Here is an 11,395-nt window from a genome sequence, read left to right on the forward strand (position 1 = left end):
GTGATCACAAATCAGGTAAGATAGCTTAAAATAAAAAAGATTAACAAAAAAGGAAAGTGAATTATTCATGTCATTAACTGCAGGAATTGTCGGCTTGCCAAACGTCGGTAAGTCAACGCTGTTTAACGCAATTACTAAGGCGGGAGCCGAGATGGCCAACTACCCATTCGCCACGATCGACCCGAACGTGGGGATGGTGGAAGTTCCCGACAAGCGGCTTGACCGGATCCAGGAGCTGATCCCCGCTAAGAAGATCGTCCCAACCACCTTCGAATTTACCGACATTGCCGGGATCGTCAAGGGAGCCAGCAAGGGTGAAGGGCTTGGTAATAAGTTCTTGGAAAATATCCGTCAGACTGACGCGATCGTTCACGTTGTCCGGGCCTTTGATGATGACGACATCACCACGGTTTCCGGGAAGGTTGACCCGATCGAAGATATCGATACGATCAACCTGGAATTAGTCATGGCCGATCTCGACGCGGTCAACAAGCGCCTGAGCAAGGTTCAACGGGCTGCCAAGGGCCGCGACAAGGATGCCCTGGCTGAATTGGCCGTCTTGAATAAGATCAAGCCAGTGCTCGAAGACGGTAAGAGTGTCCGGTCCATCGACTTTTCCGACGACGAGAAGAAGATCGTTAAGGGTCTCTTCCTGCTGACCAGCAAGCCAGTCCTCTACGTTGCTAACATTTCCGAAGATGACATGGCTGATCCAGATAGCAGCAAGTACATGGACGCGATCAAGGAACATGTTAAGGGTGACGGTGAGGTCATCGGTGTGGCTGCCGCTGCCGAAGAGCAGATCGCGGAGATGGATGATGCCGACAAGGCCGACTTCCTGGAGATGGAAGGGGTCACGGAACCGGGGCTGAACCGGTTGATTCGGGCAGCCTACAAGCTGCTGGGCCTGGAAACCTTCTTTACTGCTGGTGGTCCGGAGACGCGGGCTTGGACCTTCAAGAAGGGTACCAAGGCACCACAGGCAGCCGGGATTATCCACTCTGACTTTGAACGGGGCTTTATCCGGGCCGAAGTAATGAGCTTCGACGACCTTGATCAGCTCGGCTCTGCTGCGGCGGTCAAGGAAGCCGGGAAACTGCGGCTTGAAGGTAAGGATTACGTAATGCAAGACGGTGACATTGTTGAATTCCGCTTCAACGTCTAATGCACCACAGAGAGGAGTTTATTCGTGAGCGAAGAACAAGAGCGCAATCAAGCGCGGAACGCAGCGGCGGGCCAACGGCAGAAAGAACATGTCAAGGCCCAGCGGCAAGCCCAGGGGAGCGCGTTTGAACAGTACAATTTGACTCGTAAAAATGAAGAATTTATGTACCAGCTGAACAAGCAGTTGGACCGGCAGGGCGTGGAAAGCGACAAGAAGCCTGAAATGCTGCAGGAGACGGCCCAACAATTGGCGACTGGCCAAAAGAACGGGAAGACGGCCAAGGCACTCTTTGGTACTCCGACTGAGTACGCCAAGGAACTGAAGAACCCTAAAAAGACACCGGAACACATGACCAAGCGGTCGATCTGGTTGCTGGCAATTGATAATGCCCTGATCTTCTTGAGCATCTTCACCTTCATGTTTGGCCTGATGTTCTGGCTGTCGCCAGTGGCAATGCACAGTAGCCGGGCCGGTAGCAGTGGGATCACGGCCATCCTGCTGGTTGCCATCCTCGGTGGGGTATTGTTTGGCTACGTGGCTATGCAGCTGCAACCAACGAAGAACAAGGACGGCAAGTGGGTTCAGACCAAGCCGATGTGGTTCCGGGTACTGACGGTGGCCTTCGGACTGGTGGCCTGGCTGGCAGTCTACATGCTGGCATCACTGTTGCCGAACGTGGTTAACCCGCGGCTCAACCAGTGGGGGTACCTGGCAATCGCCGTGATTACCTTTGTCGGTGATATTTACTACCGGCGTCGTTACCACATCAGCGGTGGTTTCTACGGCAACCGCCGGCGCTAAAACAAGTATCAAGCGCTCCGTACTTAGACATTAGGAACGCACTTCGCTGTGAAACTAGCCTGTTTCCGCGATTACACTATGTAAAATTAAAAACTAAAGAGACGGAGAAAAAAGTTTCCCCGTCTCTTTTTTTGTTTGGCAAATTCACAGTTGAGCAATAACAAATTGATAATTTATGACTATTTTGATGAAACTATCTAAATGAAATTAGCAAATAATTAAAATGGTCAAATGTTCAAAAAATATGTGGACAAATGTACAGAAGATTGTTAAACTATAAACGTAGCCAAATGAAAACGCATACATATTTTCAAAGGAGATTTCAATTATGAAGTTAACACAAGCACAACTAGCCAAGTACATGGACCACACGATGCTCAAGCCAGAAGCAACTGCCGAAGTGATTGACAAGACCGTTGCGGAAGCACGGAAGTACAACACCGCTTCTGTCTGCATCAACCCATACTGGGTTAAGCGGGTTCATGAAGGCCTTGCAGGAACCGATATCAACACTTGTACCGTAATCGGCTTCCCTCTGGGGGCAACTTCAACGGCTAGCAAGGTCTTTGAAACTAAGCAGGCCATTGAAGATGGTGCTGACGAAATCGACATGGTCATTAACATTGGCGAACTGAAGGGTGGCAATGACCAAGCGGTTGAAGACGACATCCGGGCTGTTGCCGAGGCAACTCACGAAAAGGGCAAGCTTCTGAAGGTGATCATTGAAAATTGCCTGCTGACGGATGAAGAAAAGACCCGGGCAAGCAAGCTGACCGTTAAGGGTGGTGCGGACTTCGTTAAGACTTCTACTGGATTCTCAACTTCTGGGGCCAAGGCTGAAGACGTCAAGCTGATGCGTGAAGCCGTTGGTCCTGACTTCAAGATCAAGGCCGCTGGTGGTATCCACAGCTTAGCTGAAGCCTACGACATGATCGAAGCAGGTGCTAACCGACTCGGTGTTTCAGCTTCTGTTCAAATCCTTGAAGAAGCTGCTAAGCAGGATTAGGTAGGCCGCAATTTTTAGCTAACAAAATTATCTTGATGGAGGGGTTAGTATGTCATACAAACGTGTATTTGTAATTGTAATGGACTCAGTTGGTACTGGTGCTGCACACGATGCCGATAAATTTGACGACATTGGTTCAGACACCCTTGGCCACGTTGGGGAATTCTACAAGGGCGACCTGAAATTGCCGAACCTGGGCAAGATGGGAATCAGCAACCTCCGTGACACGCCGATCGAAGGGGTACCAGTTGCCGACCCGGCAATCGGGGACTACGGCAAGATGGAGGAGATCTCCGCTGGTAAGGACAGTATGGATGGTCACTGGGAGATGATGGGTCTGCCGGTTACTAAGCCTTTGTCCACCTTCCCGAACGGCTTCCCGCAGGAAATCGTTGACAAGCTGGAGAAGTTCTCCGGCCGCAAGGTGATCGTCAACAAGCCTTACTCCGGGACGGAGGTCATCCACGATTACGGTGAGCGTCAGATGAAGACCGGCGAATTGATCCTCTACACTTCCGGCGACTCCGTAATGCAGATTGCTGCTCACGAGGATGTTATTCCGGTTAAGGAACTGTACAAGATCTGTGAATATGCCCGGACACTGGTCAACGGCCCAGAATACACCGTTGGACGGATCATCGCGCGGCCATACGTCGGCCCTGACAAGGACCACTTCACCCGGACCGCTAACCGTCATGACTTCAGCCTGAAGCCAATCGGCAAGACGGACATGGACCGGCTTCGTGAGGCTGGCTATGACGTAATCGGTGTTGGTAAGATCAACGACATCTTCTCCGGCGAGGGGATTGACCGTGGTTACCACAACGAAAGCAACATGGACGGGATGGACCACGTTGACGAAGTGATGAAGCAAGACTTCACCGGCTTCTGCTTCACTAACCTGGTGGACTTTGATGCCATGTACGGTCACCGGCGTAATCCAAAGGGCTTCGGTCAGGCCCTGATGGACTTCGATAAGCGCCTGGGGACGGTGCTTAAGGAAATGAAGCCGGACGACCTGCTGATGATCACTGCCGATCACGGTAATGATCCAGGCTTCCGGGGTACCGACCACACGCGTGAAAATGTCCCATTGCTGGTTTACTCGCCATCGATGAACAAGTCTAACCAATCCCTGGGATTGCGGAAGACCTTCTCTGACTTAGGGGCAACGATTTTGGAAAACTTCAACGTTGATTCCGTGCGGGGAACCAGTTTCTACAAGGAAATTAGCAACGACTAACTGAGGCCAAACGAGAGGAGCGATGGCGATGCGGATGGTTGACATCATCGACACCAAGCGAAACGGCGGCACCCTGAGTGATGAACAACTGCAGTACTTCGTAGACGGGGTAGTTGACGGCAGTATTCCCGATTACCAGATCAGCGCCCTGCTGATGGCAATCTACTTTCAGGGGATGACCAACAGCGAACAAACCAGTTTGACAATGAAAATGATGCATTCTGGGGAACGGCTTGACCTGCATCAGATCCCCGGGATCAAGGTTGATAAGCACTCCACCGGTGGGGTTGGGGACAAGGTCAGCCTGCCGTTAGCCGCAATGGTAGCTGCTACGGGGATTCCGGTTCCCATGATTTCGGGCCGGGGGCTCGGCCACACCGGCGGCACGCTGGACAAGTTGGAAGCCATTCCGGGCTTTAACGTGGAACTGGGTGAACAGGAATTCATCAATCAGGTTGCTAAGGAAAAGCTGGCAATCGTCGGGGCGACCGGCGAAGTTGCTCCAGCTGACAAGAAGATTTACGGTCTGCGGGACGTTACTGACACGGTGGACTCCATTCCATTGATCGCCAGTTCGATTATGAGCAAGAAGATTGCCTCAGGGACCGATGCCCTAGTGATTGACGTCAAGACCGGGGCCGGGGCCTTCATGAAGACCATCGACCAGTCCCGGGCATTGGCCAACGCCCTGGTAGGGATCGGCAAGCAGGCGGGCCTGCAGTGCATGGCCGTGATTTCTGACATGAACCAGCCATTAGGCAACAAGATTGGGAACGCCCTGGAGATTGAGGAATCCATCGATGTCTTGAAGGGCAAGGGCCCGGCAGACCTGACGGAACTGGTTCTGACTCTGGGCAGCTACATGGTCGTAATGGGTGGCAAGGCCAAAGATCCAGCCGCTGCCCGACAACTGCTTGAGCAGACGATCACTGACGGGACAGCCTATGACCGCTTCCGTGCGATGGTGGTCGCTCAAGGCGGCGATCCGCGCGTAATGGATGATTACCAGGTTATGCCGCAAGCCAAGTACCGGATTCCATACCGGGCTAAGCGTGCCGGGGTGGTAACCCGCTTGGCTGCTGATGAGATCGGCACCGCCAGCATGCTCCTTGGCGGTGGTCGCCAGAAGGCCGATGACCAGCTTGACTACAGTGTAGGGATCGAACTCCACCATAAGCTCGGCGATCAAGTTGAAGAAGGCGAGCCGCTGCTGACGATTTACAGCAACCGGCAAGACATTGCCGACGTTGAAAAACTGCTGGACGAAAGCATCGAGATCGGTGACCACGGCGAGAAGCCAACGCTGATCCATGAAATCATTGAATAACTTGAGGAGGAATAAAAAATGAGTACACACATTAATGCCAAGATGGGCGATTACGCAGACGTAGTATTGCTGCCAGGGGACCCGCTGCGGGCAAAGTACATTGCGGAAAACTTCCTGGACAATGCAAAACAGGTTAACGCCGTCCGGAACGCCTTCGGTTACACCGGTGAATACAAGGGTCACCGGGTATCCGTTCAAGGCTCCGGGATGGGGATCCCATCGATGTCCATCTACATTAACGAGCTGGTTCAGTTCTTTGGTGTTAAGACCATCATTCGGGTTGGCTCTTGTGGGGCCATCGCTCCTGATGTTCACCTGCGCGACGTTATCTTGGCCCAGGGTTCCTCCACGGATTCAGCAGTAACGATGAACACCTTTGGCCCCGGCTTCCACTATGCACCACTGGCCGACTTCAAGCTGTTGGACACTGCCTACCACATTGCCGAAAAGCTGGGCATCGATACGAAGGTTGGGGACATCTTCGCTGCCGATCGTTTCTACAATGATGAATTGGACATGAAGAAGCTCCGTGACTATGGTATTCTCGGTACCGAAATGGAATCTGCCGGCCTGTACCTGTTAGCAGCCAAGCTGCACTTCCGGGCACTCTCCGTCCTGACCGTCAGTGACCTGATCTTTGGTGACGAGAAGACCACTGCGGAAGAACGGGAAAAGACGTTCAACGACATGATCAACATCTCACTGGAGACGGCAATTGCGGATAAGTAATATTCTTCTTTGAATATTATCGACCAATCAGTTACAATTTAACGAAATGGGAAACAAGGGCCTGGCGCAGCAATCCTGTGACAGTACCCTTGTTTTTGCATATCAGGGAGGATTGAAAAATGGATGGTGAAAACAAGAAAATTACCTTGGCCCTCAAAGTAGCAACCCTCTACTACCGGGACGGCTTTAATCAACAGGAGATTGCCAGTGAGTTGGATATTTCCCGAGCAACGGTCTCCCGCCTGTTGCAGTATGGGCGTGATAAGGGTCTGGTGACGATCAAGATTCATAACCCCCTTGCCCCGCTTCACCAATTGCAGACAGAACTCTTGGCCAAGTACCCGGCGCTCAAGCAGGCAATCATTGTGCCTGGAAAGGATAACCCACTGGAAGAAGTTGGCGTGGCGGGGGCCCGCTACATTGAAAAAATCGTCAAAAACAACGACATCATTGGCCTCGGCTGGGGACGAACGGTCTACCAAGTGGCCCTTCACATCACCCCCAAGGACGTCTCCGGGATCAAAGTTGTGCAAATGAAAGGGTCGATGGCCAATACCCCGACCCGCAACTACGCCTTTGAGACGGTTAACACCTTTGCCAGTGCCTTTAATACCTTGCCCCAGTACCTGCCCGTGCCAGTCATCTTTGACCATGCCCAGACTAAGGAGCTGGTGGCCAACGATACCCATATCAAATATATCCTCAAACTAGGACAGCAGGCTGATATTGCCATCTTTACCGTCGGAACGGTCCGCGATTCGGCCCTGCTCTTCAAACTGGGTTACTTCACCAAGCAGGAACAGAAAATCTTGCAAGAAGAGGCAGTGGGGGACATCTTCTCCCGGTTCATCGATGCCAAGGGCCAGATCGTCAATCACGACATTAATGAGCGGACGATCGGGATTCGTCTGGAGGAGCTGAAGAAGAAGAAACACAGTATCCTGGTGGCGGCCAATGTAGCCAAAGTTCCGGCAATTCATGGTGCCTTAGTGGCAGGATATGCCAATACCTTGGTGATTGACCAGGAAAGTGCGAACGATCTCCTGGAATTTTCTCGATAATTTTAACTTTTTGCTATTGACCTCAGCACTAATTCCTAGTAGAGTTGACCTAATCAAAAACTAAGGAGCGTGTTTGATCGATGTCAAATTGGGACACAAAGTTTGCCAAAAAGGGTTTAACATTTGATGATGTTTTGCTGATTCCAGCGGAAAGTCATGTTTTGCCAAACGAAGTTGATTTAAGTACTCAGTTAGCTGATAACCTGAAACTCCACATTCCGTTGATTAGTGCCGGAATGGATACCGTTACGGAAGGACCAATGGCGATTGCCATGGCCCTGCAGGGTGGCCTTGGGGTTGTCCACAAGAACATGTCGATTCAAGCACAGGCGGGCGAAGTTGCCAACGTCAAGAGCGTTGTCGTCCCTGCCAGTGCTACTAAGGCTGCCGTTGATGACCAGAACCGTCTACTCTGTGCCGCTGCCGTTGGGGTAACCAGTGATACCTTTGAACGGGCCGAAGCACTCCTGAAGGCAGGAGCCGATGCAATCGTCATCGACACTGCCCATGGTCATTCTGCCGGTGTGCTGCGCAAGATCAAGGAAATTCGTGAACACTTCCCAGATGTTACCCTGATCGCCGGAAACGTGGCTACTGGTGAAGCAACCGCAGCCCTCTTTGATGCGGGGGTTGATGTTGTTAAGGTCGGCATCGGCCCTGGCTCCATTTGCACGACGCGGGTAGTTGCTGGTGTCGGTGTTCCTCAGATCACCGCGATCTATGATGCTGCTACTGTAGCCCGCGAATACGGCAAGCCGATTATTGCCGATGGCGGAATCAAGTACTCTGGTGACGTTGTCAAGGCCCTGGCTGCTGGTGGGAATGCCGTGATGCTAGGGAGCATGCTTTCCGGAACCACCGAAGCACCTGGTGAAGTCTTTGAAGACCAAGGCAAGAAGTACAAGGCTTACCGGGGAATGGGTTCCGTCGGTGCGATGGCACAAGCCCACGGTTCCTCAGACCGTTACTTCCAAGGCGGGGTCAACGAAGCCAACAAGCTGGTTCCAGAAGGGATTGAAGCCCGGGTTGAATACAAAGGTGACGTTTCCGACATCGTCTTCCAAATCGACGGTGGTCTTCGTTCCGGAATGGGTTATGTCGGTGCCCCTGACATCCCAACACTGATCAACAACGCTCAATTTGTCCAGATTACTAACGCCGGTCTGCGGGAATCACACCCTCATGATGTGCAGATTACCAAGGCCGCACCAAACTACAAGTAATCAATTAAATCGATTCTAAATCAGCCGGTGAGAATTCCTGTCTCACCGGTTTTTGTTGTGTTCCGGTTTCCAGAAACTGGTACAATAAAGAGGAGACTAAGCTTGATAACTATTGATGATTAAGCGTGAAGGGAGGGAAAATTTTGAACTATCAAATAATCCTACTGTGCGTGGCGATCGTTTGTCTGCTGCTGTTTATAATCCAGTGGTTTCGGCAGGCCCGGCACATCCTCCATGGCGGCACCCGTCCGCTGACTTGGAACCATCCAGCCCTGAATTGGTGCTTGTTGGTGGTGGCGGTACTGGCTTTTTCGGGGGTGGGGGTTGCCCACACGAAGACGGCGGTTGCACCTCGCCAGGTTACGAAGGTCTCTTCGTCAAAGGCGCAACGGGCTTCCAGCAGTAGCAGTTCCCAACCTGCCCAAGCTAATCCTAACCGTCAGGGGACTCAGCAACAGGGCAACCTGCCGGCTCCCGAACACCAGAACCTCAAGCTCGACCAAAATGGTCATGCCGTCTTGAATAATTTTGCTGTCCCGGCTAAGAACCAGTTGCAGATTATCGATGCGGGCAGCGGCAATGTTTTGCAGACATTCCCTGGCCAGTCCGCTGCGGGAACTGTCAGCTACACCTTTACGAAGGAAGGCAACTACTACCTGATCTTGACGGATGGTGAGCAGACGAAGACCGTTGCCGTCAGTGTCAGCCGCTAAGATTTCCTTAAGGTCGGTGCTTAGTAGCGGTTGAACTGGGGTAAATTGGTTATAATAAATAAGATATACATAGACAGCCGGTAGAAAAAGGAGTGGCCGTATATGAAAATTTTAGTTGTCGATGATGATAAAGAAATTGTTCAATTACTGGAAATTTACATCCGTAACGAAGGCTATGAGCCGGTTGCGGCTTACAATGGCAAGGAGGCCCTGACTAAGCTGAACACCAATCCGGACATCGGGCTGGTAATTCTTGATTTGATGATGCCGGAGATGGACGGAATGGAAGTAATTAAGCAGGTAAGAAAAGACTCCGACATTCCGATCCTCGTGCTGTCTGCCAAGACGGCCGATATGGATAAGATTCAGGGACTGATCAGCGGTGCGGATGACTACGTAACTAAGCCGTTCAACCCGCTGGAAGTCATGGCCCGGGTCAAGTCGCTATTGCGCCGGAGTCAGGGTGAGGTCACCAATGACGAACCAGATGTCCTCAACGTGGGGCCGCTGATTATCAACAAGGATTCCCATGAGGTTAAGACGATCAAGGGGGACCCGATTCAATTGACGGCCCTGGAATTCGGGATTTTGTACCTGCTGGCCAGCCACCCGAACCGGGTCTTCTCTGCTGACGATATCTTTGAGCGGGTTTGGCAACAGGAGAGCGTGGTTTCCGCCAAGACGGTGATGGTTCACGTCAGCCACCTGCGGGACAAGATTGAAGAGGCCACAAATGGTGAAAAAGTGATTCAGACGGTCTGGGGCGTTGGCTACAAGATTGAAAACCACTAGTGATTGAGGGGGTTCAGGCGTGAAGCTAACGGGACGCGAAAAAAGTTCACTGATTTTTGAAGGGGTCATTACCGTGGTCCTGTTGATCCTCTTGAATATGGCGATCCTAACCATCATTCAGGACGTCATCCAATCCAACCCGGGGGTTAACAACGGGATTTTCATGATCAAGCAGTCATTGCGGATTGGCCCAATGCAGGCTCAGATCTGGAGCTACCAGCGAATTCTGATCATCTTCTTAATGTTGATCGATGTTTGGGTGGTCTGGTGGCGGTTGCGACGGCGTTATCACCTCTACTTGATGAATCACATCATCGGTGAGCTTCACTATATTGCTCAGGGCCACCTCGACCACCGAATTCCCTTCCGGCTCAAGGGCAGTGAGCAGCACGTGATCACCAGTGTCAACGCGCTGGTCGACAGTGCCGTCCAGTCGATGGACGATGAGCGCAAGATTGAAAAATCCAAGGATGAGCTGATCACGAACGTCAGTCATGACCTGCGGACCCCACTGACTAGTATCATCGGTTACTTGGGGTTGATCGAAGACAAGCAGTACCAAAACGAGGAAGATATCCTCAAATACACGCACATTGCCTACGAGAAGGCCAAGCAGATGAAGAACCTGGTGGATGACCTCTTCGAATACACCAAGGTTCAGCAGCACGGGGCTCCCGTCAACATCATGCGGGTAGACCTCAACCAGTTGCTGGAACAATTGACTGCCAGTTTTGCTCTGGAGGCAGATCGGCGGGGGATTGAGATCACTTCTAAGGTGGTGCCAAATCCGTTGATGATTGAAGCGGACCCCGAGAAACTGGGGCGGGTCTTCAACAATTTGGTTTCCAACGCCTTCAAGTATGGCAACGGAGCCAGCTACATTCGGATTACGGCGCACCAGGAGAACGCCAACGTGGTCGTTAAGGTGGCCAACGACGGGACCCCAATCCCCCAAAAGGCACAGGACCACCTCTTCGAACGGTTCTACCGGGCCGAGGCATCACGGTCCCGGGCAACCGGCGGGACTGGACTCGGTCTGGCCATCGTCAAGAGCATCGTGGATCTTCACCACGGCCAGGTCACGGTGACCTCTGATGAAAACGAGACGGCCTTCATCGTCACCCTGCCGCTCAAGCAGGCCAAAGGGCAGGAATAGTTTAAAAAGAATGAAGAATTTCATCGTAAATTCTTCATTCTTTTTATTTCGCTATATTCATTAAAAATGGAGTGTGTTAAACTGAAAGAGCATTGTGTCGCATCAATTAAGTAAAAAGATGACGATAATTGGAGGAAATTCTGTGGCTAAAGCGCAAATAAATCCAGAAAAAGCACGAT

The 11,395-nt window shown here is 51.8% G+C and carries 11 protein-coding genes; all 11 read left to right on the forward strand.

From position 1 onward, the window contains the following. The first annotated feature begins 67 nt into the window (after window positions 1-67). The 11 genes from ychF (at window position 68) to ACI31J_RS05005 (ending at window position 11,216) form a co-directional block, all read left to right on the forward strand. The gene (gene ychF / locus ACI31J_RS04955) at window positions 68-1,165 is read left to right on the forward strand and encodes a redox-regulated ATPase YchF (protein ID WP_439773330.1); all 1,098 of its coding nucleotides are present in this window, start codon (window positions 68-70) and stop codon (window positions 1,163-1,165) included. Window positions 1,166-1,189: 24 nt separating this feature from the next. Then, window positions 1,190-1,966, forward strand: coding sequence for a DUF1129 domain-containing protein (locus ACI31J_RS04960; protein WP_439773331.1), 777 nt, complete (start codon window positions 1,190-1,192; stop codon window positions 1,964-1,966). Between the two features lie 328 nt (window positions 1,967-2,294). After that, window positions 2,295-2,972, forward strand: coding sequence for a deoxyribose-phosphate aldolase (gene deoC, locus ACI31J_RS04965; protein WP_439773332.1), 678 nt, complete (start codon window positions 2,295-2,297; stop codon window positions 2,970-2,972). A 49-nt stretch (window positions 2,973-3,021) separates the two neighbouring features. After that, window positions 3,022-4,215 carry a phosphopentomutase gene (locus tag ACI31J_RS04970; protein WP_439773333.1) on the forward strand — a complete coding sequence of 398 codons (1,194 nt, stop codon included), beginning with the start codon at window positions 3,022-3,024 and terminating at the stop codon, window positions 4,213-4,215. Between the two features lie 28 nt (window positions 4,216-4,243). Then, window positions 4,244-5,542, forward strand: coding sequence for a pyrimidine-nucleoside phosphorylase (locus tag ACI31J_RS04975; protein ID WP_439773334.1), 1,299 nt, complete (start codon window positions 4,244-4,246; stop codon window positions 5,540-5,542). 18 nt (window positions 5,543-5,560) lie between these two features. Next, window positions 5,561-6,271: a purine-nucleoside phosphorylase gene (gene deoD / locus ACI31J_RS04980; RefSeq protein WP_439773335.1), complete on the forward strand. Its 711-nt coding sequence runs from the start codon at window positions 5,561-5,563 to the stop codon at window positions 6,269-6,271. A 119-nt stretch (window positions 6,272-6,390) separates the two neighbouring features. Beyond that, window positions 6,391-7,332 (forward strand): sugar-binding transcriptional regulator, encoded by a 942-nt coding sequence (locus ACI31J_RS04985; RefSeq protein ID WP_439773336.1) that lies wholly within the window; start codon window positions 6,391-6,393, stop codon window positions 7,330-7,332. A gap of 80 nt (window positions 7,333-7,412) precedes the next feature. After that, window positions 7,413-8,555, forward strand: coding sequence for an IMP dehydrogenase (guaB, locus tag ACI31J_RS04990; protein ID WP_439773337.1), 1,143 nt, complete (start codon window positions 7,413-7,415; stop codon window positions 8,553-8,555). A 143-nt stretch (window positions 8,556-8,698) separates the two neighbouring features. After that, window positions 8,699-9,268 carry a hypothetical protein gene (locus tag ACI31J_RS04995; protein WP_439773338.1) on the forward strand — a complete coding sequence of 190 codons (570 nt, stop codon included), beginning with the start codon at window positions 8,699-8,701 and terminating at the stop codon, window positions 9,266-9,268. 102 nt (window positions 9,269-9,370) lie between these two features. Continuing rightward, window positions 9,371-10,060 carry a response regulator transcription factor gene (locus ACI31J_RS05000; RefSeq protein WP_439773339.1) on the forward strand — a complete coding sequence of 230 codons (690 nt, stop codon included), beginning with the start codon at window positions 9,371-9,373 and terminating at the stop codon, window positions 10,058-10,060. A gap of 19 nt (window positions 10,061-10,079) precedes the next feature. Then, on the forward strand, window positions 10,080-11,216 hold the full coding sequence (locus ACI31J_RS05005) for a sensor histidine kinase (RefSeq protein ID WP_439773340.1): 1,137 nt from the start codon (window positions 10,080-10,082) through the stop codon (window positions 11,214-11,216). Window positions 11,217-11,395 lie beyond the last annotated feature (179 nt).

The organism is Limosilactobacillus sp., assembly GCF_051873075.1.
In the GTDB taxonomy this organism is placed as follows: Bacteria; Bacillota; Bacilli; order Lactobacillales; family Lactobacillaceae; genus Limosilactobacillus.

What these genes read in the sequence shown, in the direction of transcription:
- ychF (WP_439773330.1), top strand. Translation starts at nt 68, where the DNA reads ATGTCATTAACTGCAGGAATTGTCGGCTTGCCAAACGTCGGTAAGTCA.
- deoC (WP_439773332.1), top strand. Translation starts at nt 2,295, where the DNA reads ATGAAGTTAACACAAGCACAACTAGCCAAGTACATGGACCACACGATG.
- ACI31J_RS04970 (WP_439773333.1), top strand. Translation starts at nt 3,022, where the DNA reads ATGTCATACAAACGTGTATTTGTAATTGTAATGGACTCAGTTGGTACT.
- ACI31J_RS04975 (WP_439773334.1), top strand. Translation starts at nt 4,244, where the DNA reads ATGCGGATGGTTGACATCATCGACACCAAGCGAAACGGCGGCACCCTG.
- deoD (WP_439773335.1), top strand. Translation starts at nt 5,561, where the DNA reads ATGAGTACACACATTAATGCCAAGATGGGCGATTACGCAGACGTAGTA.
- ACI31J_RS04985 (WP_439773336.1), top strand. Translation starts at nt 6,391, where the DNA reads ATGGATGGTGAAAACAAGAAAATTACCTTGGCCCTCAAAGTAGCAACC.
- guaB (WP_439773337.1), top strand. Translation starts at nt 7,413, where the DNA reads ATGTCAAATTGGGACACAAAGTTTGCCAAAAAGGGTTTAACATTTGAT.
- ACI31J_RS05000 (WP_439773339.1), top strand. Translation starts at nt 9,371, where the DNA reads ATGAAAATTTTAGTTGTCGATGATGATAAAGAAATTGTTCAATTACTG.